This window comes from Bacillus sp. LQ16 (assembly GCF_057784645.1).
Window position 1 is genome coordinate 4660792 of the sequence record NZ_CM173491.1, and the last position, 23311, is coordinate 4684102.

At 34.5% G+C, this 23311-nt stretch carries 29 protein-coding genes, 2 pseudogenes and 1 riboswitch; of the genes and pseudogenes, 16 read left to right on the plus strand and 15 right to left on the minus strand.

Annotated elements, in window-relative coordinates; all coding sequences use genetic code 11:
• Positions 1 to 48: 48 nt before the first annotated feature.
• Positions 49 to 720 carry an HAD family hydrolase gene (locus tag AC3EMB_RS23580; RefSeq protein WP_000617258.1) on the plus strand — a complete coding sequence of 224 codons (672 nt, stop codon included), beginning with the start codon at positions 49 to 51 and terminating at the stop codon, positions 718 to 720.
• Positions 721 to 819: 99 nt separating this feature from the next.
• Here the strand turns inward: AC3EMB_RS23580 and AC3EMB_RS23585 are convergent, their stop codons facing one another.
• The 3 genes from AC3EMB_RS23585 to AC3EMB_RS23595 all read right to left on the minus strand — a co-directional run bounded on the left by AC3EMB_RS23585 (position 820) and on the right by AC3EMB_RS23595 (position 2351).
• On the minus strand, positions 820 to 1356 hold the full coding sequence (locus tag AC3EMB_RS23585) for a DUF3267 domain-containing protein (RefSeq protein WP_366988605.1): 537 nt from the start codon (positions 1354 to 1356) through the stop codon (positions 820 to 822).
• A gap of 113 nt (positions 1357 to 1469) precedes the next feature.
• On the minus strand, positions 1470 to 1949 hold the full coding sequence (gene mutTA, locus AC3EMB_RS23590; protein ID WP_000276382.1) for an antimutator 8-oxo-(dGTP/GTP)ase: 480 nt from the start codon (positions 1947 to 1949) through the stop codon (positions 1470 to 1472).
• Between the two features lie 84 nt (positions 1950 to 2033).
• A complete protein-coding gene (locus tag AC3EMB_RS23595; protein ID WP_000448409.1) occupies positions 2034 to 2351 on the minus strand; it encodes a hypothetical protein in 318 nt (105 codons plus the stop codon).
• 83 nt (positions 2352 to 2434) lie between these two features.
• Between AC3EMB_RS23595 and ytzI the strand changes: the two genes are divergently transcribed.
• The 4 genes from ytzI (at position 2435) to AC3EMB_RS23615 (ending at position 3642) form a co-directional block, all read left to right on the plus strand.
• Entirely contained in the window at positions 2435 to 2584 is a 150-nt protein-coding gene (ytzI, locus tag AC3EMB_RS23600) for a YtzI protein (protein WP_000472791.1), read from the plus strand.
• 1 nt (position 2585) lies between these two features.
• The gene (locus tag AC3EMB_RS23605; protein ID WP_071740508.1) at positions 2586 to 2816 is read left to right on the plus strand and encodes a DUF3953 domain-containing protein; all 231 of its coding nucleotides are present in this window, start codon (positions 2586 to 2588) and stop codon (positions 2814 to 2816) included.
• Positions 2817 to 2830: 14 nt separating this feature from the next.
• The gene (locus tag AC3EMB_RS23610; RefSeq protein WP_488517299.1) at positions 2831 to 3061 is read left to right on the plus strand and encodes a DUF3953 domain-containing protein; all 231 of its coding nucleotides are present in this window, start codon (positions 2831 to 2833) and stop codon (positions 3059 to 3061) included.
• Between the two features lie 350 nt (positions 3062 to 3411).
• Positions 3412 to 3642: a YczI family protein gene (locus AC3EMB_RS23615; protein ID WP_048565086.1), complete on the plus strand. Its 231-nt coding sequence runs from the start codon at positions 3412 to 3414 to the stop codon at positions 3640 to 3642.
• A gap of 62 nt (positions 3643 to 3704) precedes the next feature.
• Here the strand turns inward: AC3EMB_RS23615 and luxS are convergent, their stop codons facing one another.
• Entirely contained in the window at positions 3705 to 4178 is a 474-nt protein-coding gene (gene luxS / locus AC3EMB_RS23620; RefSeq protein ID WP_001141371.1) for an S-ribosylhomocysteine lyase LuxS, read from the minus strand.
• Positions 4179 to 4306: 128 nt separating this feature from the next.
• Between luxS and yidD the strand changes: the two genes are divergently transcribed.
• Complete coding sequence (gene yidD, locus AC3EMB_RS23625) at positions 4307 to 4543, plus strand: membrane protein insertion efficiency factor YidD (RefSeq protein ID WP_000809334.1); 237 nt, start codon at positions 4307 to 4309, stop codon at positions 4541 to 4543.
• On the opposite strand, the gene AC3EMB_RS23630 is transcribed toward yidD, so the two are convergent.
• The gene (locus AC3EMB_RS23630; RefSeq protein WP_000838173.1) at positions 4540 to 5103 is read right to left on the minus strand and encodes a beta-class carbonic anhydrase; all 564 of its coding nucleotides are present in this window, start codon (positions 5101 to 5103) and stop codon (positions 4540 to 4542) included. The two genes, yidD and AC3EMB_RS23630, sit on opposite strands and share 4 nt — an antisense overlap.
• Before the next feature lie 224 nt (positions 5104 to 5327).
• Here AC3EMB_RS23630 and cydA point away from each other — a divergent pair, with 224 nt between their 5' ends.
• Both cydA and cydB read left to right on the plus strand, forming a co-directional pair.
• Positions 5328 to 6677 carry a cytochrome ubiquinol oxidase subunit I gene (gene cydA / locus AC3EMB_RS23635; protein ID WP_488517300.1) on the plus strand — a complete coding sequence of 450 codons (1350 nt, stop codon included), beginning with the start codon at positions 5328 to 5330 and terminating at the stop codon, positions 6675 to 6677.
• Positions 6667 to 7695 (plus strand): cytochrome d ubiquinol oxidase subunit II, encoded by a 1029-nt coding sequence (gene cydB, locus AC3EMB_RS23640; RefSeq protein ID WP_000017662.1) that lies wholly within the window; start codon positions 6667 to 6669, stop codon positions 7693 to 7695. The genes cydA and cydB overlap by 11 nt, the downstream gene beginning before the upstream one ends.
• Positions 7696 to 7861: 166 nt before the next feature.
• On the opposite strand, the gene AC3EMB_RS23645 is transcribed toward cydB, so the two are convergent.
• A complete protein-coding gene (locus AC3EMB_RS23645; protein ID WP_002001299.1) occupies positions 7862 to 8095 on the minus strand; it encodes a spore germination protein in 234 nt (77 codons plus the stop codon).
• Between the two features lie 675 nt (positions 8096 to 8770).
• Between AC3EMB_RS23645 and AC3EMB_RS23650 the strand changes: the two genes are divergently transcribed.
• Both AC3EMB_RS23650 and AC3EMB_RS23655 read left to right on the plus strand, forming a co-directional pair.
• Positions 8771 to 9808, plus strand: coding sequence for a YdcF family protein (locus AC3EMB_RS23650; protein WP_366987893.1), 1038 nt, complete (start codon positions 8771 to 8773; stop codon positions 9806 to 9808).
• Between the two features lie 187 nt (positions 9809 to 9995).
• Positions 9996 to 10868 carry a YitT family protein gene (locus AC3EMB_RS23655; protein WP_071731800.1) on the plus strand — a complete coding sequence of 291 codons (873 nt, stop codon included), beginning with the start codon at positions 9996 to 9998 and terminating at the stop codon, positions 10866 to 10868.
• 261 nt (positions 10869 to 11129) lie between these two features.
• Here AC3EMB_RS23655 and AC3EMB_RS23660 read toward each other — a convergent pair whose 3' ends face one another.
• From AC3EMB_RS23660 to AC3EMB_RS23675, 4 genes are all read right to left on the minus strand, one after another.
• Entirely contained in the window at positions 11130 to 11948 is an 819-nt protein-coding gene (locus tag AC3EMB_RS23660; protein ID WP_065229475.1) for a DUF4247 domain-containing protein, read from the minus strand.
• 12 nt (positions 11949 to 11960) lie between these two features.
• Positions 11961 to 12467, minus strand: a complete 507-nt coding sequence (locus AC3EMB_RS23665; RefSeq protein WP_000051755.1) for a DUF4178 domain-containing protein — start codon at positions 12465 to 12467, stop codon at positions 11961 to 11963.
• A 21-nt stretch (positions 12468 to 12488) separates the two neighbouring features.
• Positions 12489 to 12893: a DUF350 domain-containing protein gene (locus AC3EMB_RS23670; RefSeq protein WP_000220087.1), complete on the minus strand. Its 405-nt coding sequence runs from the start codon at positions 12891 to 12893 to the stop codon at positions 12489 to 12491.
• An 80-nt stretch (positions 12894 to 12973) separates the two neighbouring features.
• Positions 12974 to 13639 carry a PspA/IM30 family protein gene (locus AC3EMB_RS23675; RefSeq protein ID WP_000110281.1) on the minus strand — a complete coding sequence of 222 codons (666 nt, stop codon included), beginning with the start codon at positions 13637 to 13639 and terminating at the stop codon, positions 12974 to 12976.
• A gap of 403 nt (positions 13640 to 14042) precedes the next feature.
• Between AC3EMB_RS23675 and AC3EMB_RS23680 the strand changes: the two genes are divergently transcribed.
• The 5 genes and pseudogenes from AC3EMB_RS23680 to AC3EMB_RS23700 form a co-directional block, all read left to right on the plus strand.
• Positions 14043 to 14621 (plus strand): lipoprotein BA_5634 family protein, encoded by a 579-nt coding sequence (locus AC3EMB_RS23680; protein WP_048565089.1) that lies wholly within the window; start codon positions 14043 to 14045, stop codon positions 14619 to 14621.
• Positions 14622 to 14696: 75 nt separating this feature from the next.
• Positions 14697 to 14888, plus strand: coding sequence for a YolD-like family protein (locus tag AC3EMB_RS23685; RefSeq protein WP_053563491.1), 192 nt, complete (start codon positions 14697 to 14699; stop codon positions 14886 to 14888).
• A gap of 170 nt (positions 14889 to 15058) precedes the next feature.
• Positions 15059 to 16469, plus strand: a pseudogene (locus AC3EMB_RS23690) (WXG100 family type VII secretion target).
• The gene (locus AC3EMB_RS23695) at positions 16426 to 16827 is read left to right on the plus strand and encodes a hypothetical protein (RefSeq protein WP_000413492.1); all 402 of its coding nucleotides are present in this window, start codon (positions 16426 to 16428) and stop codon (positions 16825 to 16827) included. Before AC3EMB_RS23690 ends, AC3EMB_RS23695 begins: the two are co-directional and overlap by 44 nt.
• A 109-nt stretch (positions 16828 to 16936) precedes the next feature.
• Positions 16937 to 17059: pseudogene (locus AC3EMB_RS23700) on the plus strand (IS3 family transposase); the annotation flags it as partial.
• A gap of 49 nt (positions 17060 to 17108) precedes the next feature.
• Here AC3EMB_RS23700 and AC3EMB_RS23705 read toward each other — a convergent pair.
• Genes AC3EMB_RS23705 through AC3EMB_RS23715 form a run of 3 tightly spaced genes read right to left on the minus strand, consistent with a single transcriptional unit; the run spans position 17109 to position 19505 of the window.
• Positions 17109 to 17276: a FeoB-associated Cys-rich membrane protein gene (locus AC3EMB_RS23705; protein ID WP_000989597.1), complete on the minus strand. Its 168-nt coding sequence runs from the start codon at positions 17274 to 17276 to the stop codon at positions 17109 to 17111.
• 16 nt (positions 17277 to 17292) lie between these two features.
• Positions 17293 to 19281 carry a ferrous iron transport protein B gene (gene feoB, locus AC3EMB_RS23710; RefSeq protein WP_053563489.1) on the minus strand — a complete coding sequence of 663 codons (1989 nt, stop codon included), beginning with the start codon at positions 19279 to 19281 and terminating at the stop codon, positions 17293 to 17295.
• Positions 19278 to 19505: a FeoA family protein gene (locus AC3EMB_RS23715; protein ID WP_000060512.1), complete on the minus strand. Its 228-nt coding sequence runs from the start codon at positions 19503 to 19505 to the stop codon at positions 19278 to 19280. The genes feoB and AC3EMB_RS23715 overlap by 4 nt, the downstream gene beginning before the upstream one ends.
• Before the next feature lie 194 nt (positions 19506 to 19699).
• Positions 19700 to 19801: riboswitch (TPP riboswitch) on the plus strand.
• 86 nt (positions 19802 to 19887) lie between these two features.
• On the opposite strand from AC3EMB_RS23715, the gene AC3EMB_RS23720 reads away from it, so the two are divergent.
• Entirely contained in the window at positions 19888 to 20559 is a 672-nt protein-coding gene (locus AC3EMB_RS23720) for an energy-coupled thiamine transporter ThiT (RefSeq protein ID WP_001246567.1), read from the plus strand.
• A 207-nt stretch (positions 20560 to 20766) separates the two neighbouring features.
• Here AC3EMB_RS23720 and AC3EMB_RS23725 read toward each other — a convergent pair whose 3' ends face one another.
• Both AC3EMB_RS23725 and AC3EMB_RS23730 read right to left on the minus strand, forming a co-directional pair.
• Complete coding sequence (locus AC3EMB_RS23725; RefSeq protein ID WP_488517301.1) at positions 20767 to 22620, minus strand: sensor histidine kinase; 1854 nt, start codon at positions 22618 to 22620, stop codon at positions 20767 to 20769.
• Positions 22617 to 23306 (minus strand): response regulator transcription factor, encoded by a 690-nt coding sequence (locus AC3EMB_RS23730; RefSeq protein ID WP_016079950.1) that lies wholly within the window; start codon positions 23304 to 23306, stop codon positions 22617 to 22619. Before AC3EMB_RS23730 ends, AC3EMB_RS23725 begins: the two co-directional genes overlap by 4 nt.
• Positions 23307 to 23311: the final 5 nt, after the last annotated feature.

Sequence of the window (23311 nt, forward strand, 5' to 3'; positions counted from 1 at the left end):
TTAACGAATATGCGATAATTAATTATAAAAACTGCAAGGAGGCTTCTCATGATTCGTGCAATCTTATTCGACTTAGATGGAACACTATTAGATCGGCGCCAATCTTTAGAACAATTTATTTGTGAGCAATATAATCGCTTCTCCTCACATTTGATGAGTATAGAGAAATCAGAGTATTGTTCTCGATTTCTTGAACTCGATAATAATGGTTATACGTGGAAGGATAAAGTATATGCTACTCTCCTTTCCGAATACAACATTACTACTTTAACGCAAGAGCAACTGCTACACGACTATATTACAAACTTCCAACATCATTGTATTCCTTTCAAAAACACGCATGAACTACTTCAACAGTTAAAACAGCGAAACATTAAAATTGGTATTATCACAAATGGTTTTACTGAATTTCAGATGAGCAACCTTCGAGCACTACATATACATACGTATACAAACACCATTCTCGTTTCAGAAGCTGAAGGAATTAAAAAACCTCACCCTGAAATTTTCGAACGTGCTTTGCAAAGACTAGATGTTAAGGCAGAAGAATGTCTTTATGTTGGAGATCATCCAGAAAACGATGTGCTTGGTTCTGAACAAGTAGGAATTCTTGGTGTTTGGAAAAAAGATTCGTTTTGGGGTGATTTTAAGCATTCACGTATCGTAGATGATTTGTTGGAGGTGCTTTTGTTTTTAGAGGTGGAGATAAAAACACAATAATAGTAATTAAATTATATCAACAATTTTCACGATATCTTGATTCACCGACAAAAAATAATAAGAGGAGGCAGTTGTTCAAAAACGCCTCCTCTTCCTTTATTATTCATATACTGTAAACTGCGGTTTACTCGGATGATCTATCACTTGCGCATCATCTGGAAATTTTGAAACTTTTTGATATAAGGCAATGTCGCCGATACAACCTGCTGTTAGTAGAATTCCTAAAAATGAGAGTGGCTCCAGATTCATAGCTAATCCCAATACAATTGGCAAAATTCCAGTTGGTAAAAACGGAAGCATTAACACTTTCTTCATTTGCTTTACTGTAACCGCCTGTTTAGAATGAGCATATGCAACACCTAATTTCCAATTAACGCCCCATTTTAGTTCACTCCACGGAACACCTCCGATATAGTGAAAGCCAATTAAATGTATCGCTTCATGAATACAAACGAGAACAATCATTGCGATAATAAAAAGAAACACAGTTGGTAACGTAATTTCAACTTGAACCCCGCCTGAAAGAAGTGCATGTAAAAAACTAATTCCAAATGCCAAAACAAATATTATAAGAAATGCATAGACATTTAATTTAACCATAGACACAGCAACAGTCGTTCCTTTTCTTTTATCCATCTTCCCCCTCCTAAAACGTAAATATATCTTTACAAAATTGTATAATATACCCAAAATAATGTAAAGATATATTTACATTTATTCTTACATACAAAAAAAAGAAACCGGCCACTTTACTTCGTAAAACAGCCGATTTCTTCTATATGTTTCATCGTACGCGCTAATACGTCATCGCGCATTATAAAGCTAAATTTTCTATTCGTTTTAATGTTGTCAGGAATGTCTTTTAATAAAACAGACCCTTTCGTTTCTTCGTAATGCGTATGTTCTTCTACCGCACTAATTGTTGCAAAATAAATGTTTTTAATGATTATTTTGTCTTTTCCAGATACTTTGTATTGTCCTAAGTAAGTTAAATCAGAAACTATGCCGCCGGTTTCTTCATGAACCTCTCGAACTGCCGCTTCTTCCGGTGTTTCCCCTATTTCTACTTTACCACCTGGAAATTCAAGACCGCGACGTAAATGATGTGTTAATAACCATTGATCCCCGTACCGGCATACAACCCAAACATGCTTTGGCTCAGGAGAAAATGGATAACGTTCAAACGATAATTGTACAGTGTTGTGGTAATAATCTTTAAATTTGTACATGCCATTACTCCCCTATTGATGGTTACAAGTTTTTCCTACCACAAATTGTAGCATATTCTCGCTTTTCTGCATAATATTATCCAATTACAATCCATTGATTATTCCCATTTGCGCGACTAATTCTTTCGTCTCATGATTTCCTAAATCGTAAATCATTTTATATGCTTTTTGTAGTTGTTCATCATATCGGTCATTATTTGAATCGTGATGATACTCAACAAATGGAACGTGGGAGCGTACAAATGACCCTAAATCTTCTACATATGCTTGATCAAAGTGCTCTCTTAATTCCGTAATTTCCTCATCATTTGCGGAAATCTCAAAATTATACGTATCCGCCGTCTTCACTTGTGAAATTTGACCATTTCCTATTGATATATAATATGTTTTTTTCGTCTCCATGTAACACCCTTCTTTCATCCTTTTATTTTCTATTGTTTTCATCAATTACAAAATTATGTAAAATAAAGAACAGGAGGGATTTTATGTTCAAAATATTAATTATCGGTATTATCATCGTCCTAATCATCCTCGTACTCTCCATCATGACAATTAATAAAGGCTATGCTTATAAACATTCCGTCGATAAACTAGAAGACAATCCTTATACAAAAAAGAATAAGGAGAATTCCTAATATGCTTCGTATACTTCGCATCATAGTAGCACTCACTGTGATCGTTATGTCGGCAATTGGATTATATACAGGTCAAAATAATTTTTTACCTCTTTCACAATTTCTATTAGGGGCTTTAATGTTTCTCATCGCATTTGAACAAATAAAGAAAAAGGAATCAGCAACTGGATTTATTTGTATTATTGCCGGTGCTTTCATTTGGATTGTTCTCATCATTAGTTATATCAAATAAAAGGAGGTACATGCATGCTAAAAGGAGTACGGATTACTTTATCACTTATTGCTTTATCTATAGCAATCTATGGATTTTTTACTAGTAATAGAGAAATAATACCGTATATGTTTATCTCTTTAGGAGTTATGGCCCTCACCATAAGTTTAGAGGAAATATTAAAACAGCAAACAGGAGGTAGTGTGCTCGCTCTACTAGCAGGAGCCGCTGCTTTATTTATTGGTTTCACAGAAATATTCCGATAAATGGTCTAAAGGAGGCTATACAATGCTAACTCTAACTATATTACGGAGTTTTTTAGCATTTCTCATGCTTCTCTTACTCATTCTAAGCACTTATATCCATGTTACCGATAATTTTTCACTTCTCCCATACGTACAATTTATTCTCATTTGTTTCTTTATTCTTCTAGGAATTAATGAATTGAAATCCGGACGAAAATCAATGAGTATCCCGTATTTTTTCGTTTCCAGTCTCATATTCTTCTTTTTAATATCAAACTACTTTCGTTATATGTAGAATGAAATTTTGACCAATTTAGCATTTATAATTATTTTCTCTCAGTAACTATTTCTTTCTACTTAAGGGGGATTCCATGTTAAAAAACATTCAAATTATAATCGCCACTATCGCTCTTTCTCTCGCCCTATTTAGCTTCTTTGCAAACTTCACTATTCTTTTACCTTACGTGTTTATCCTTTTAAGTATTATGTGTATCCTTTTTGGAATCGATGAAATAAAGAAGCAGCAAAAAACGAAAGCATTTGTTTATTTTCTCTGTTCTGCCTTTGTTTTATATGTTGGAGTGTCTAGTATACTTTCATAAAAAAAGAACATGTTCGCTCTTAATAAAATAAAAAACTGCCCTTTCACAGGCAGTTTTTCTTCTTATCCAAACACTTTCTCAAGTTCATCTTTATCTTGGCTTAACCAGAAGTTCATTAAGCGTTGTGCTCCTTCTAAGTCGTGAAGCTTCGCTTGACCACATTGTGTTTCATTTGCAGCTGGAATTTCTGTAATTTGAACCGCATCTTTTAATGTTAATTCTAATAAATCAATGATTTCTCGTACTGTCGGTGTTCCGCTTACTACAAGATAATATCCTGTTTGGCAGCCCATCGGTGAAATATCGATAATATCAAAATGCGGATAACGATCAATATATTTACGTAAATTAAATGCTAATAAATGTTCTAACGTATGAATAACATCTGGTTTCATTGCTTGTTTATTCGGTTGGCAAAAACGAATATCAAATTTATTTACAATACCGTCACTACCTACATTGTGAACTCCGCAATGTCTTACATAAGGTGCCTTTACAATCGTATGATCTAATTCAAAGCTTTCTACTGATGGCATACAACATCTCTCCCGCTTTCAATTTAATTCCGTTATATCCAATATGATATAACGGAAATGCGCATTAGTAAAGTATTATGTACCGTCGTGCTATAATACTTTAAGACTATGCTGAAAAGGAGACCATTATGAAACAGATTTTTATTGGGATTATACGCTTTTATCAAAAGTTCATTTCTCCGATGACACCACCAACTTGCCGCTTTTATCCGACTTGTTCTCATTACGGATTAGAGGCGTTTCAAAAACATGGTGCACTCAAAGGTTTTTGGCTTACTTGTAAGCGTATATTAAAATGTCACCCTTTCCACCCGGGAGGATTTGATCCTGTCCCAGATAAAAAGGATGACAAAGTAAATTCTTAATTGTCGTAACCATTCACAACTAAATCTAATTTTCCTGTATCAGGATCTATAACAAGACCGTGAACAGGCACTTCTTCTGGAAGTAATGGATGGTTGCGAAGTATCGATACGCTATGTTCTACACTTTCTTCTACACTAGAGAACCCTTGTAGGAATCTTTCTAAATCGATTCCAGAATAACGGAGTGTATCTAATTTCTCATTTGTTATACCCCGCTCTTTCATCTTCTCAATTGTACTGCTTGCTTGAATTTTTGCCATACCGCAATCGTGGTGACCAACTACACAAACTTCATCAGCACCAAGTTCATATACAGCAACTAAAATACTACGCATAATACTTCCGAATGGATGTGAGATAACAGCTCCTGCTACTTTAATAATTTTCACATCACCGTTACGCATATTCATTGCTTTTGGTAATAATTCAACAAGACGAGTATCCATACAAGAGATAATTACCATTTTTTTATTCGGGAATTTTCCCGTTTCATACTCTTCGTATCTTTTCTCTTCAACAAATTTTTCATTGTATTGTAAAATCTCTTCTAATGACTTCATAGTAAAAAACCCTCTTTTCTCTCATTTACATTACTTATATAGTGTACCAAAATATGAAAAACTCAAAAAGGATATCGCTTTATAGTAAAAATAAGATATTTTCAGATAATCGACATAATTCTTTCAAAATATACACACAGCTTTGTAACAAGTCTCACATACTTTAAACGTATTTTCACTATAAACTGATTGTAGATAATGTAAAAAAGGAGTGAATATTTATTATGTCCGACGTTCTGTTACTGAGTCGTTTTCAATTTGCAATTACTATTTTTTATCACTTTTTATTTGTACCTTTGACAATCGGACTTGTCATTTTAGTAGCATGTATGGAAACTCAATACGCCCGCACATTGAATCCAACATACCGTAAAATGGCAAATTTCTGGGGTAAATTATTTACAATTAACTTCGTAATGGGGATTATAACTGGGATTACGATGGAATTCCAATTTGGAACGAACTGGTCTGAGTACTCCAAATATATGGGAGACATTTTCGGATCCCCTCTCGCAATCGAAGCACTCGTTGCCTTCTTCTTAGAATCTACTTTCATGGGAATATGGTTATTCGGTAAAGACAAAATTTCACCAAAGTTCCGTGCCTTCTGTATGTGGATGGTTGCACTTGGAACAAACATTTCCGCACTTTGGATTATTACAGCAAACGGGTTTATGCAAAACCCTGTTGGCTACGTAGTACGTAATGGCCGCGCTGAATTAAATGATTTCTGGGCACTCGTTACGAATCCATACGCTTGGAATATGTTCTTCCATACTGTCATTGGTTGTTATATCGTAGGTGCTTTCTTCGTTATGGCAATTAGTGCCTATCACTTATTACGTAAAAATGAAGTGGAATTCTTCAAAAAATCATTTAAGTTTGGTTTAATGTTAGGCTTATTCTCCGCAACAATTACACCGTTTATGGGACATCAATCTGGTGTATCAGCAGCTAAATATCAACCAGCAAAAGGAGCTGCGATGGAAGCAGTTTGGGAAACTGGAAAAGGACAAGGCTTCTCAATTGTTCAAATTCCTGATGTAAAAAATGAGAAAAACTTTGAATTCCTTACGATTCCAAAACTAGGAAGCTTCTTCTATACAAACTCATTTGATGGCGAAATCGTTGGCTTAAAAGACATTCCAAAAGATGAACGTCCAAATGTTAACCTCGTGTATTATAGCTTCCGCTTAATGGTTGCACTTGGTATGTTCTTTATGGCATTAACTTGGTATGGCTTCTATTTAAACCGAAAAGGAAAACTAGAAAACTCAAAACGTTATTTAAAAATTACAATATGGTCTGTCTTACTTCCTTATATCGCGATTAACGCAGGATGGATTGTCGCTGAAGTAGGTCGCCAACCTTGGACAGTATATAAACTAATGCGTACAGCAGAATCTGTATCACCTATATCTGTCCCGCAAATTTGGTTCTCATTAATTAGTTTAATTTTGTTCTACACTTTACTTTTAATCGCAGACGTATACTTAATGCTGAAGTTCGCGAAAAAAGGACCTGCAGCATTAGAAGAACCTGCTACTGAGGGAGGTGTGGCCCATGTCTCATGATATGCTTGCAATCATCTGGTTCGGTTTATGGGGCGTGATTTGGACAGTTTACTTCATCCTTGACGGGTATGCACTTGGTAACGGAATGATCTTTCCTTTCGTTACGAAAGATCGACAAGAACGAAATCAATTACAAGAAGCAATTGGCCCATTCTGGGGCGGTAATGAAGTGTGGTTAATTACAGCTGGTGGCGCAACATTTGCTGCCTTCCCAGTCACATATGCAAATATGTTTAGTTATCTATATACACCGTTATTCTTAGTATTACTTGCACTGTTTGCGCGTGCCGCTGGACTGGAATTCATGCATAAAGATGATTCACCGATTTGGCAAAAAACTTGTAAATGGGCATTTGCAATTGGCAGTTTTTTAATTGCTTTCCTATTCGGTGTTACGTTCGCTAATCTTTATTACGGACTACAAATCGGAAAAAATGGTTATGAAGGAAATTTACTTAGCTTACTAAACCATTACGGTATTTTAGGAGGGTTGTTCTTCACTGCTATATTTGTCGTATCCGGTGCCCTTTGGGTCATGATTAAAACGACTGGTGAAGTATCCGACCGTGCTTATAAAATCGCAAGACCATTTTCAATGGCAGCAGCTATTATTTTAGCTATCTTCTATGTAGCAACTGCTAATCGGACAAACTTATTCCAAAACTTTACGGAATATCCGGTACTATTCATTCTTCCAGTACTTGCAATGCTAATGAGTGTACTCGCACTTATTATGGTGTACAAACATAAAATTGGCCTTGCATTCACATTCGTTTGCCTAACAATCGCAATGTTTATGACAACTGGCTTTGCAGGTATGTTCCCAAGAATGTTACCATCCCGTATTAACGATGCATACAGTACAACGTTATACAACGCAGCTGGTAGTCAATTAAACTTAAAAATTATGTTCTTCGTAGCAATGGTCATGGTACCAATCGTTATTGGATATCAGCTTTGGAGCTACAGTATTTTTAAAAATAAAATTCATAAAGACTCTGCTAAAGGATATCACTAAAATAAAAAAGACACTTCGTTTGAAGTGTCTTTTTTTGTACGTATGATTTTCGATAAGATGTTATATTTCTAATCTAACAACTACACTATAGAAGAATCATTAACAGCTCACAGCTAGATTGTATCATATGGCAACTTCATCATTTTATGCAATTTTACATACTGTACTATAAAGTAAACTGTATCCCCTGATCATTCGCATCATTATCCCATACATCAGCTGTACTAATCCCGCTAAACGTTTGTACTTTCATTCCTGTATTTGATGATCCCGATCCATTATAAGCCTTCGTCTTTTCAATCGGCTGTACGTTATATTTGTCACCTACATTAATTGTTCCATTGCAGTTTTCAATAATAACACCTTCCACAACTGCCGGCATTTTGTCACCCACTTTCATTTCTTTACTTTTATTTTATGAAAATCGCCTAGAAAAATAGCATGTTTCAATAAGAAAAAGCACTCAAATTGAGTGCTTTTTCTTTAAGCATAAAGACAAGTTTGGAGACAGTTGACTTCTTCAAAATTTTATTAGGGGTAATATTTTGAAAAAGAAAGCCTTTCATATGTAGGTTAACACCACTGGAATATATAGTAAATTGATAATATTTATACGGAAGATTGCTAATGTTTAGTATAGATAGTTTACACTATGCTAACAGTGAAAACTATCTATACTAATAAAAAAAAGGTGCCTTCAAAGAAGCCACTTTTCAAAAACAGACACTATAAAACAGAATTATTTATTGTTATACGATTGTTAGATACAAAAAGTAGAGGGAAATGTTTGTATTAAATTCTGCTTTATAAAGTCTGTCTACAACTTATATTGTAATCCTCTTCATTTGAAAAAAAATATAATATGCACAATTGCATACAAAAAGAAAAAGCACTCTACTGAATGCCTTTTCAACCATTTTACTTTTAATATATCGCTTTGAATATATTGTAACATACGTATCTATATATTTTATTGAGAAAATTCAAAATCATTTTTTCTTTCATTTTTACTTATAAAATCATGTAATATAAAAGGTATGTCAAATTCTTATACAAATTGAGGTGTACTATATTTATGATGTATTTCGGAATTATTCCTCTTATACTATTTATTATTTTTCTTATTTCCTATTTAAAAGATCCGCGAAAAATAATAAACGGCTTTTTATTTAATGCCTTTATCTGTTTTTTCCTTCTTTTTTGTGTGATTGTATCATTGAACTCAGATAGTGATGTCCTACGCTACATTATATTTTTACCTTTTTTAGCACTTCTCATTATGCTTCCTTTCGGTATCGTTGCTTTAATGTTTGGGCTATTTCTTAATGCTAGAATTTTAATGAAGCGAGAAGGACGACGGTTCACTAACTGTTTAACACTCCTTGCTGCTTTAGGGATGTTATTCTTTATGTTACTCCCTATTATAAATCCAGCAAGTTTGATTTCATCGCATTTAGAGCCTATTTTTGCAGCTATTTCTCTTATAAGCATATATTTCTTTATACACTTATCTAACTTCTTAAGTGCATATTTTTTATACCAATTCAACAGACCAAGACGTAATCAAGATTTCATCATCGTTCTTGGTAGCGGCTTAATTAATGATAAAGTACCACCTTTACTTGCAAGCCGCATTAATAAAGCGATTGACTTCTATTGGAAACAAGCCGCTGTTAATACACCACCAACAATTATTTTTTCTGGTGGACAAGGTCCAGATGAAGGTCTTCCAGAAGCGGAAGCGATGCAAAGTTACGCTGTTGAAAAAGGAATTCCTCTTGAACATACAGTCCAGGAAAATCGCTCTGTAAACACATATCAAAATATGCTGTTCTCTAAAGAAATTATGGATTCTTTAAAACCAGAAGGTAAATATAAAAGTATTTTTACAACGAATAATTTCCACCTTTTCCGTGCTGGTATATATGCAAGACAAGCCGGTCTTAATAGCCAAGGTATTGGATCAAAAACTGCATTTTATTACTGGCCTAACGCAATGATCCGTGAATATGTTGCGATTGTCGTAATGGGACGTAAGCGCCATATGAAAATATGTGGAACTATTTTAGGTTTCGCTTTATTCGTATCAGTACTTAGTTTTATATTTTCTTAATAGCATCCCATCCTTTGAAAGGATGGGATTTCTTATACTGATTTCAAAAATATTTTAAAGATAATATGGTGATAATATTTCCTGCATACATCCATTAAAGGAGAATTTTTTCAAATTAAATGTTAAAATAAAATTTAGGTGTGAATTACGTAACAAATAAGAAACTAGTTTGAAACGAGGAAATTACATGGAGAAAATTATCAAAAACAAGCCCAATAAGCTAAGAATTGCTTCAAAAGCTTTGATGATTATTATTGGGGCATTTATCACAGCGTACGGATTAGAAGCAGTATTAATTCCAAATAACGTATCAGACGGTGGTGTAACTGGTTTAAGTATCGTTAGTTCAAGATTATTTGGATTGCCATTAGGAGCTCTAATCGCAGTTATTAACATTCCTTTCGTTTGGTTAGGGTATAAGCAAATCGGTAAAAGCTTTGCGATTTATTCTATTATCGGAATTGCTTCATTAGCAGTAGGTACCGTTGTCATGCACGGAATACCAGCTATTATTGAAGGCGATACATTATTAGTTACAGTTGTTGGTGGTATTATCATCGGTTTTGGTATGGGACTAGCATTGCGTAACGGTGGAGCATTAGATGGAATCGATATGCTTGCTGTATTGCTTTCTCGTAAGTTACCATTTGGAACGAGTGACCTTATTTTATTCTTAAACATGTTCGTATTTATTTTCGTATCAACCGTATTCGGTCTTCAAGGAGCTATCCTTTCGGCAATTGCTTACTTTATTGCTTCGAAAGTGATTCATATCGTTGAAGTTGGTTTAAGTGGTTCGAAAGCATTTAAAATCATTACAAAAGAGCCTGAATTGATGGTAGAAACAATTCGTGATCGTTTAGGCCGAAGTGCAACATATAACGAAGTATACGGTGGTTATTCAAGAGAGAAATTCAAAGAAATTTCTTGCGTAATTAACCGTTTAGAAGAAAGTAAAATGAAAGAACTTATTAATGAAATCGATCCTAATGCCTTTATTACCGTTTATGATGTAGCAGAAGTAAAAGGCGGTAATTTCAAGAAACGTGATATTCATTAATCATTATGAAAAAAGAGGGTGTGCTAACATTTTGGCACACCCTCTTCTTATTATTAAGTTGCTATCGTTGTCAGTTTTTGTCGGTAAGTCGATATATTTCAATAATCGCTGATATATTTTGAGTTGTGGTCGATATATTCTAATAATCGCTGATATATTTTTACTCTCCCCTCTTACGCCTAAATTGCACCACCCGAAAGGAATTAGTTCCTATAACAAGAAAAAAGACCAAAAAGCAACTTACACTTTTCGGTCTCTCTACTATCTTCTCTTCGTAATTTTCCCTGAACCACCGACCCTCGTTTTCGGAGGAGATGTATTTCTTGGCGGCGTTTTAATAGATGATTTCGGCTTCACATCTGATCCACTTGAACCACCTGGTGTTTTTGTAATTTTACCCTTGCTTCCAGTAGAAGGTGGGGGCGTCGTATTACTTCCTTTTTCAGTAATACTTCCCTTATCACCTACTGATGGTTTCGAATCTACATTATCGCCTCGCTTAATGATAGACCCTTTCCCTTCCTTCGTAATTGGAGGTGGGGTTTTCTTTTCTTCTTTCGTAGGTGGTCTCTCTGGAATAACTGGTTTATGATTTTGTCTGTCATTATATCCTCGATAATCACCATATGATGATTTTCGTGAACCGAATATATCGTTTAATATGCTCCCCATAATATATCCTTGCAAGAAGGACGGTTGGTAGTTTTGACGGACAAATTCTTCATTACTTACTTCAATTAACGTATCAGATGGTTTCTCTTTATCCTTTTGAAGGTTATACATTTTATCCGAATAAACGAGAAACATTTGATTTTCGTCTTCTTTAGATGCTTGTTTCGGTTTCCTTTCGGCTATAAGTTCCTTCGCGACTTCAGGAACTGACCGATTGGCGGCCCTATACACGTAAGATTCTTGTTTACCTTCCTTTGCGACAGACTCAAGCGGATAACGGTCTTGAATCGACTTTGTCTGCCCGCCTTGACAACCTGATAAGGCATAACCAGCAACAACAAGTAATGTAACGATAGCAAGTATAGGGATCACAAACGATTTAATCATGGTAAACAATCGGTTTGACATGATTACGCCCCCTTACGTTGCTCTTATAATTTGTACATCAGCAGGAATGATTGCTTCTCCCTCATACATCATTGTACGACCATTTTGCCATTCAATACGCAATAATTTTCGATTATCTGATTGGAATTCCCAGACGTACTGTTCCTCTGAAGCTGAGAATGGTGTTTTCCCCATCACAACAACACGTCCGTTATATTGTTCTTCCATATGGTACTCTGTATCATCCATTTCAATTGTCGTCGGAATTTCCTCAATTGAATCTAAGCGACCATCAATTGGTGTATATAATTTGTAATACGTATTTTCACGATCTTCAATTTTTAAATAACGAATGTCTTTCCCGTCTTGCAGTGTTAAAACAATTTCCTTGCGAGAATGCATACTCGTTTTCCCAGTTAATTCGTACATGACTAATGAAACTTCAATCATATCACCAGGAGCTAACGTTAAAAGACTCTTTTCCGGCTTCGGTGGCTCTGGGCTTTTCATTATATTTTTAATTCGTTTAAATAAACTCATGATCTACCCCTCCTTTTCTCTTTATAAACAAGCACCTAAAATAAGTGCACCAACAATATGTAATGATCCGGCTAACATCGCATGTGCAACGCTACCTTCTTTCGTACCTTCTTCTAAATCAAGACCAGACATTTTCTTTAATACGAATTCGATAAACATTTCTACCACTAATAAAATAACGAAAGAAACTGCTGATGCAAGAAGTGCTTGCCATAAATCATTTGCTTTCGTTATCGATTGAGATAAAATGTACCCTTGTGCAAATAATTTCATAATAAAACGAGTTGTTACAGCTGTATTTCCATTTTTGATTTCTTTTAAATCATTGTATTTTGTAAAAATCGAATCAACCCACATAATTGCAAATAAAAGTACTGCACTCGCTCCAGTCCATACAAGCATGGCAACTACATTCATCCATGTCATTGCAAAACCTCCTCAAAAATATAATAGAAAACCGACATGAATTTGTTTAGACATGTCGGTTCATTTGTCTCTATTCTATATTATTTCTCATACTGCTTCATAATACGAGCTAATTCATCGTCAACAGCAGAATTTTTGTTTAAGCTTGCGAATTCATCATCTAATGACTTTTCTTTCTTATAAACTTCACCGCTTGCTTCCGCTTCAGCCTCTAATTGAAGAGCTTTCTCCTCCATACGGCTTAAACCAGCCTTTGCTGAATTTGAATCAAATCCAGACATCGCCTGATTAATATTCTTCTGTGCTTTCGCTGCATTTACACGTGCTACAAGTGTTTCACGTTTATTTTTCAGCTCTGTTAATTGCTTGCGCATTTCTTCTAACTTAAGACGAAGATTATCAGCAGCAGCTTTATTTTGCTCGTAGCTTGCTTTATACTCATTCATCTTTTGCTCTGCATTTTGTTTTTCTTCTAATGCACGACGCGCAAGATCTAAGTTATTAGCTTGAACAGCCATATGAGCTTGCTCTTCACGTTTTTTCACAAGTGCTTCTTGCTCTTCAAATAATATTTTGAATTTCTTCTCAAGTGCGATTTGAGCTGCTACACTTTTCTCAGCTTCTTGTACATCCGCTTGCATATCGCGTAAATATTGATCCGTCATCTTAACTGGATCTTCCGCTTTTTCAATTAACGAGTACACATTCGACATTGTTAAATCTCTTAATCGTTTAAATACAGACATCTAAATTCCTCCTATGATATACCTCATATTTCAAATTCACTACTTGGAAAACTGAAAAATCTCCCTTTACAGTAAAGAATATTCATTTTTACAGCCTATGTGTTTATTATAACAAAACTAATATGTCCTTACATGTTATTTCCAAAATACATCCATTATAATATGACATTCTATATACAATATTGCATTTCTAATATATTCTCATTATCCCTCTTTGAAATTAACTTACTTTTGTGCAATTTCACTAAATTACATAAGTGTAATGTTACTGTAAGCTAACTCGATAGTTGCATTCCGATATTTCTTATACACTAATACCAGAAGCAACAAACAAGCTTCTTCACATGTAAGCACTAATACAAAAATTGTATTTACTATAAAACATATAAAAGGAGAAATCATCATGAAAAAATTAGTAGGAATCGGATTAGCAGCAGCAATTTCATTTGGAGCATTATCAGGTTGTTCTTTATTAGGAGAGAAAGCGAACGGTTTTGTACTGTACGGCTCAGAAGAACAAGTTCAACAAATTACAGATAAAAACAAAAAAGAAGTGAAAGAAAAAGACTTCTATAAAATGAAAATGACAACATTAGATGGTAAAAAAGTTCTTGTAATGGATAAGAAAACTGGTGAAGAACTAGTGAAAAAAGAGTTACTTAGCAAAGTTGATGAAAAAGACAACACGAAACCACTTGATAAATTACCAGCTGTAACAACAGAACAAGGTGTATTATTCGCAAAAGAGAAAGTAGAAAATGCTACACTTGATGGAGCGAAATTAAAATATGAAGGCAACACAATTATCGGAAGTGGCCGTGCATATACAGATATGTATGCGATTGTTGATGACGCAACTTACAGCAATGTAAAAGGTGATGAAAAATCTGTAGGTGTATTAAAATTTGATAAAGACCCGAGTAAAGAATTCCCTGGTTACAAAGGCGTAGAAGCTTCTCAACTTGTAAAAATTAAAAAGTAAAACAAAAAAGCTTTGCGAAATTGAAGTGCACCCCAATTGTTAGACACATAATTAACAATTGGAGGTGCATTTTTTATGGCTAAATTTTCTTCAAAAGATAAAATACAAGCAGTAAAACGATATCTAGAAGGTACTGAAGGTGGTTTTTTACTTACTAACTATATGACTGTCGTTGACATTGATCCGCTGAATAAATCTATAATTTGTACGGATGCATTTTATAATAATATGACTTTGAAGTTTATTGATATTATTGATGCAAAATAAAAAAACGCTCACAATCGTGGCTCTAATTGTTACTTTACATACACATAAGCTTTATTTACAATTAAGCAGGTTTCATTTCACATCAATATTATTATACTAATCTAAAGTTTCTGTATTTGCATTTTTTTCTTTTTATCTCATAATTTTAATTGGGGAAAGGGAGGAAAGAAATGGTTCAAATCAAAGTAACACCTGAAATGCTAGAAGAAGTTGCTAATCGTGCAAATAATACCAGAATCGTATTAGAATCTATACATAATAATCTATGTAATGAAATAGATCATTTATGTTTTCAATGGATTGGTGCCTCTAACCAACAGTTCATTCAAATGTTCAATGATGCAAGACCAAAAGCTTTTACATCTATCAATTCGATTATAAAAGTGGAAGAGGATTTGAAACGAATTGCCGAAAAATTCCGTACCGCAGATGCTTCATATGATGGAAATCTTGAAGAAGGAGCAATGTGTGGTAAGTTAAATAGTGAGAAAAATGATGGATCTTTACGTGACAAGGTTTTGCATGGTCTCAAGGAAACTTATGAGGATTTTAGTAAAGTAAAAAATTCCGATGAGTCTTTATATGATAAATTTAAACATGGTATCGATGCAGCGTATAAAGATGTGAATAAAATAAAAGACACTATAGATGATGAAATCGCATCTGCTTTTGAAAAATCTGGATTAGGTGTCCCTATCACTTAAAAAAGGAATGAGCGACGCTATAGGTGATGAATTATTAGGAATTGCAGATGCAGTTATCCATCCAATTGACACATTTAATAACACGATTGAAGCCGTTTCTCATCCAGTCGAGACGTTCAATACGATAAAACAAACAATTTCTGATTCTTGGAATCGTGATGTTACCAATGGTGACTCGTATAGTGGTGCAGAATGGTATGGAAGCGCGGCTGGTCATACTATATTGGCTGTTGGACAACTATTCGTAGGAACAAAAGGCGTGGATAAAATTGCAATGTTGAATCCTGGCACAAAATTAGCTGAGATTTCACGAACTGCTAATCAAAACTTGCAAGACGCTGCATCCTTATTCAATCGTAATCGCAATGAGTTTGCTTTAGCTGGTGGAAATAATATACGCTCTGTATTTGATACACCTGATTTTAGAGCAACTGAGGAAAAGCTATCGACCCATCAGTTTACTAGGGGGGAAGGAGCTTCCAGTGGGAACACGCCATATAAATTTGACTCATCACTTATGGAGCATGTTTTTCATGGTGAAGTAAGACAAAAATGGTGGGGATTAAAAGCTGTTGGTTATCATCACGAGAATATGATGGGGGGAGAGATAATTCGCGTTACTAGGCCACCAAATCCTGCAGGAGTATATGTTGCAGAGGTAAAGATTGATGGTATTGTAAAACAAGCTAAATCTTCATTTTTCCCTAAGGATTGGAATAGAGTCCAGGTAGTTGATTCTATTAAAGAAGCATATATCAATCGTGTTCAAATCGCTCCAAATAAATACGTAGGGCAAACTTCTTCTGGATTTAAGGTTGAGATGATTATTGAAAATGGAGAAATTACCACTGCTTATCCAAAATATACGAGAAGATAGTGAGGTTGTATTAATGAATTATTCACATGAATTTTGGCGTGACCCCTTTGGTGGACTAAGAATTCGTTTACCAAAAGAAATTGCTATTGTATCTGACTTTATAGAAAACCTAGATGAAGATGAAGCGGATGAATACATAGAAGTTTTAGACCATGTCGTAGAGGGAAAGTACCCTAGTTATGAACTAGAATACAATGCTGCTGCTGTATTTATTGAACCTAAATATACAAGCGCGATTAATTATTACATTAGCCCACCAAATAATCAATGTAAATTAGAAACTTCAGAATTTAGGAGATTACTTTTGCTTTGGAGAAATAAAGTGATGACAGAAGGCCGAGATATTGAAGTAGATTAAAAAGACTGCCTGTAATGAAGTGCACTCCAATTGTTAGACACATAATTAACAATTGGAGGTGCATTTTTTAGGGCTAAATTTTCTTCAAAAGATAAAATACAAGCCGTAAATGGAACAATTTAAGGAAGAACTAGAAATTTATATTGATTACTACAATCACAAAAGAATTAAAACAAAACTAAAAGGATTGCCCCCTGTGCAATACAGAGTTCAATCCTTATTAGCTGCTTAATATATTTGTCTAACTTTTTGGATTCAATTCAAATTCGAAAAGCTTTTTTCTATTTATGAGCAATTTGCTCCATATCCGGGCTACAAGTTTGCGACTGACATGACTTATTTAAAGAACATGCCGCGCATTTTCCTTTTTTACTTCTCTTTACAAAATTAACTAACGTATATGCTGCATAACCAAAAATGATAGCTCCAATTATAATATTGACCATCATCACAATACATCTCCTTCTAGAATCCGAGTAAGGATCCAACTTGGTATATAATGAGCGTTAATACATAAGCAACTACGAGTGGATAAACGACTGAAAAAATCGTCCATTTCGCTGATCCTGTTTCACGTTTAATAACAGCTACGGTCGCTAAACACGGAACATATAATAAAATAAAGAACATAAATGCATAAGCTGATAATGCTGTATAATGTGCTCCCATTACATTTCCAAGCACATCTTCTTTAACCGCATAAATAATTGCCATTGTAGAAACGACAACTTCTTTCGCTAAAAATCCTGTTAAAAGGGATGCCGCAGCTTGCCACGTTCCGAAGCCGAGCGGTGCAAATAATGGTGCGATAAATCCACCAATCATCGCTAAGTAGCTATCTCCCATATCAACGCCAAATCCTGATGGACCTGCATAGTTTAATAACCAAATAACAACCGAACCACCAAAGATGAATGTACCAGCTTTACGAACAAATCCCTTTCCTTTCTCCCACGTGCTCAGCCATAACGTTTTCGCTTGTGGCACACGATAAGGCGGTAATTCAATTACGAAAATAGATTTTTCTGCTTTCAAAATCGTAAGAGACATAATTTTTGTAACTAATAACGCAAGAACAATCCCTGCAACATATAAAGAAAATACAACAGTCGCCTGACTATTCGGGAAAAATACGCCCGCAAATAATGCATATACAGGTAATCGTGCTGAACAAGACATAAATGGTGTTACTAAAATGGTAAGTAAACGTTCTTTTTCCTGTTCAATCGTTCTCGCAGCCATAATACCTGGAACGTTACATCCAAAACCGATAATCATCGGAATAAAAGCTTTTCCGTTTAAGCCGAAAAACTCCATAATTCTATCCATAACAACTGCAATTCGCGCCATATATCCTGAGTCTTCTAATAATGAAATGAAAAAGAATAGTGCAAAGATTTGTGGTACGAATACTAATACAGCACCAACACCGGCAATAATACCTTCTGTAACGAGTGCTTGAATAAAATCAGAAGCTCCAATACTTGTAAGTCCAGCCGTCACCCAATCCGTAAGCTGACCACCAAAAAACTCATCTAACATATCCGATAAAGGTGTACCAATCCACGTAAACGTAACCTGAAAAATAAAAAACATAACTGCTAAAAAGATTGGAAGTCCTAAAATTTTATGTGTAATTAATCTATCAATTTTTTCTGAAAAAGGAATTTTTCCTTCTTTCTCATGCTTCATAACATTTGTTTTTAACTTTTCAATATACGCTTCACGAGTTTTGTAAATGTGCTCTTCTAACGTACAATCAAGTTTTCCTTCTAAGCGAGATCGAATGGCTATGAGTTCCTTATAAATTGGTAATGCTTTCATTTCTTTTTCTACTACTTCGTTATTGCTTAAAAATTGAAGTGCTAACCATCTCGGATGCTCATAATTCGCTGTCTCTAAAAGAGCAATTACTTCTCCAATTCCTTCATCCATTTGTACACCATATGAAATAAGGAATGGCTTTTTCTCCTTTTTGTCATTTTCTTTAAGAGTCGCAAGTAGTTCTTCACAACCTTTTCCACTTCTTGCAACGACAGGAACGACTGTTACACCTAATAGTTCTGATAATCGTTTTACATCAATGACAATTCCTCTTTGCTTCGCCACATCAACCATATTTAAACCAATTGAGACCGGCTTACCAAATTCAAGTAATTGCAACGTTAAATGCATATTTCTCTCAAATTGCGAAGAATCTACGATATTTAACATATGATTAAATTCTTCTGTTAATAGAAAGTTTGTTACAACACCTTCATCACGTGAAACTGGATTTAAATCATACACACCTGGTAAATCAATTAATGTTCCTTGTCTATCTTTTAATTTACCAACCTTTTTTTCTACTGTTACACCGCTCCAGTTTCCTACGTATTCATAAGAACCAGTAAGTGCATTAAATAATGATGTCTTCCCTGTATTCGGATTCCCTAGCAAAGCTACCTTATTCACGCTAATTCCACCTTTATCATTTTCGCGTCACAATGACGAATACTAATTAACTGTCCACGACACTCCAATGTACAAGGACCTTTGAACATCGCTTTCTGTTTCAAGCGAAGTTCGCTTCCTTCCGCAAGACCGAAAGCAGCTAGTCTACGCTTTAATAGCTGATCTAAAGACTGAATACTTTTTACTAACACTTTCTCTCCAATTTTAATATCTACTAAGCTCATAACCTTCCCCCTCAGAAGAGAATGATAATTATTTTCAAAAAAATTATACCACACCCAATTTCTCTTGTACTATACCCTTTTGCTTCATATTTATTAACATTTCGCTACAATTCTATTTCAATTATTGTCATACAGCATTTGTTTGCCATTCTCATCCATTTCGCTTACAATAAACAATAGCAAATAAAGAATCTCGTTATCACTGGGGGAGCCATGCCGCTGAGAGGGAACACTTCGTTCCGACCCTTCGAACCTGTTAGTTAATGCTAACGCAGGGATTGTGCAAACGTCCGAAATACATACCTCATTTTTATTTACGTATTTCGTATCCTCCTATGATATCTATTCTTTTTTGTACAACTTGGATTTAGGGGGAGACAACATGCGTAACACCAATTTACAAGCGATGATCGAATCTGCTATTCTTGCAGCCTTCGCCTTGGTCATCGACATTTTACCACTTTCAATCAAAATATCAGCAACAGGCGGTTCCATTTCATTTGCTATGATTCCTATTTTTATTATCGCATACCGCTGGGGCTTCAAAATGGCTTTCTTAGGAGGCTTAATTTGGGGATTATTACAAATTGTCGTAGGCGATGCCATTATCGTCACACCAATTCAAGTATTAATTGAATACTTTGTTGCTTTCGCATTCATTGGATTTGCTGGTTTATTCTATCGTCCAATTCAAAAGGCGCTTTTAGCGTCAAATGAAAATAGCGAAGAACAATCAAATTTAGGTAGCCGTAAAGACAAACCTTCATCAAAACCAAACCAAGGAAAGAAAGTAATTGGATACATTATCGTCGCTACTTTTATCGGTAGTCTAGCTCGTTACTTCTGTCACTTTATCGCTGGTATCATTTTCTGGGGACAATATGCACCAAAAGGCCAATCGGCTTTCCTATATTCTTTAATATTTAACGGTAGTACAATGATTGGTTCCTATATTCTATGTACCGTTTTACTTATATTTTTATTTATCACTTCACCACGCTTATTCAAAAGCATCAGTGCTTATCAAATGAATACACAAAAAAAGGGCGCTTAATGAGCGCTCTTTTTTCATATCGTAATATTAATTAAAAATACAATAAATGCGCAAAAGAAAATAAATACCATTATACTTAGCCAATTGCTATGCACGGTTCATCGACTCCTTACATAACCTCATATTCTAAACAAATTATACTGATTAAAAATAAAGATTAGGTAAAGATAATATGAAAATAATTTAAAAAAACGCAGATCATATTTTCTACGCTTTTTTCGGTAAATAGAAATAAAATAACACACCATCTTCTGTATTTCCTGCCCCATATTCAGTATCATGTAGTTCTAAAATATTCTTTGAAATGGCAAGCCCAAGCCCCGTCCCACCTTGTGAACGCTGACGAGCTGTATCCACTCGATAAAAACGATCCCAAATTTTATCTAATTGTTCTTCTTCAATATGAGTACCTTTATTTTCAATGCACACTTTTATACGATCCTTCTCATCTATTGTAGAAATAATAATATCTTCTTTATTTGGTGTATAACGTATGGCATTCGTAATGAAATTCACGATGACTTGTTCAATCCGGCCTTGATTTGCAATCACTTCAAATGAACATATATTTTTATGAACACGAAGCTCTTTTTTCTCTATTTCCACAGATAGATGTTCACATATTTCTTCAATTACTGTATCAATATAAAACGAATCCTTTTTCATTTTATATGTACCAGATTCAAATTTAGCTAACTCAAGCATATCCAAAATTAACGTATCCATTTTGTCTACTTCTCTCTCCATCGCCTGAAAATAATAATCCTTTTTATGCTCAGCTACCCCGTCTTTTAAAATAGAAATACAGCTTTTCATAATACTTAGCGGTGTTTTTAATTCATGTGAAACACCAGAAATGAATTCTTTTCGCGTCTTTTCTAACTTTCTTTCCTTTTCAATATCTTCTTCTAACTGCCCAATATGCGAATGGAGTTTATTTGATAACACATTAATATTTTTCGATAAATCTCCAATTTCATCTTTTGAAGTAATCGGTATTTTTTCTGTAAAATCTAATTGTGCTATTTTCTTCGTCGTATCATTTATTTTTAATAATGGTTTTGCAATTTGTTTTGAATAATAAAACGAAGCTAAAAAAATAAGAACGACTACAAATGCAATGATATAGATGTAATAATCTTGCACCATTTGTACAGCTTCATCTACGGGCTGTAAAGAAGCCATCGCATAAATATATGTTACTGATCCATCTTTTTCTTTTATTGGTTTCATTAATAATTTATATTTTATATCATTCTTTTCATAGTCCATTGTCTTTGTTGAATACTCTATTTGATTACTCTCTTTTAGTAATACATCCGTTTGAAATTCTTTTATACTATCCAAAAATAAAGTATTTTTATAAATTGGATTTACGGGGCCTTTTACATCTGGAAACTGTACTTTCGTAACACGCCCTCCTATGTAAACATCTGGTTCTGGGGCAGCTTGCTCCTGAACGGCTGGCCTCTTCTCCTTAACAACTTGTTCCCCGGTTGCTTTCTTTTTCTCCTCATATAATTTTCTCATTTTCTCATTAAATGCTTTTTCTAGCGGTTTATTAGATCCGCTTAAATTCTGTTTAGATAAAGAAAAAGAGAATGGAATAAAACTATCTTCTTTTCTCACTCCAGAAAAATAAATTTCTTGCCCTAAAAAATGCTCTGATAATTTATTATCAATCTCCTCTATATTGACGAGATTACCTAAGGGAATTTTGAATATTTGTTGTCCAAAGCTCTTTTGTTGCCTACGATCTATCGTTACTTCAAAATAAAAATCATCTGCATGTTTTAAATTCCCGTTCTTATCTAATGTCGTAATCCACGTATTATTTTCTCTTAAAAAGTCTTGCTCTAGTTTCTGAATTTCTTCTGCATTTCCTGCATGATTTAAATAGTTCTTCCCAAAGGAATTTAAATTCACTTTAATATCTTCCACTTTTCGATTCGCATAATATTGTTTGAAAAATATCGTTTGTCCAATAAATATCGTCGCTAAAATCAACATGCACAATGCTGTTGTAAGAGTAAATAATTTTAGTACAATTCCATTCCTCATACATTGCCCTCAAATTTATAACCTGTGCGTACTACAGTTGTAATGTACTTTGCTTTCTCTCCTAATTTATTTCTTAAATTACGAATATGACTATTAACCGTTCGATCATCACCAGCAAATTCATATCCCCAAATTCTTGAAATGAGTTGCTCTCGCGTTAAAACGATTCCTTGATTTTTCATGAAATACGCTAATATTTCAAATTCTGTATGCGTTAAATTAATATCAGTTCGATTTACCGTAACAGTGCGTGACGGAAAATGAACGTGAATATCGTGGATTGATAATGTATCATCTTCATTCTCTAAAAGTTGCTTTGTCACTTTTCTGCTTTCTAACAACCTTTTCGCTCTTGCTAATAAAATTGGCGGACTATACGGCTTCGTCACATAGTCATTTGCCCCAAGTTCAAAACCAAGTAGCGTATCGTCTTCATCTACGCGCGCCGTTAGCATAATAATAGGCACCTCGGACGTCTTTCGAATCCTTCGGCAAACAGACCATCCATCGAGTTCTGGCAACATAATATCTAAAATAACTAAATCAACCTCTTCTTCTTCAAATACAACTAAAGCCTCTTTCCCGTCCCTCGCTTCAAACACTACATATTGCTCACTTAAAAAATAATCTTTTAATATTTCACGTAATATGTCTTCATCTTCAACAATTAAAATGTTTTTTGACATAACTG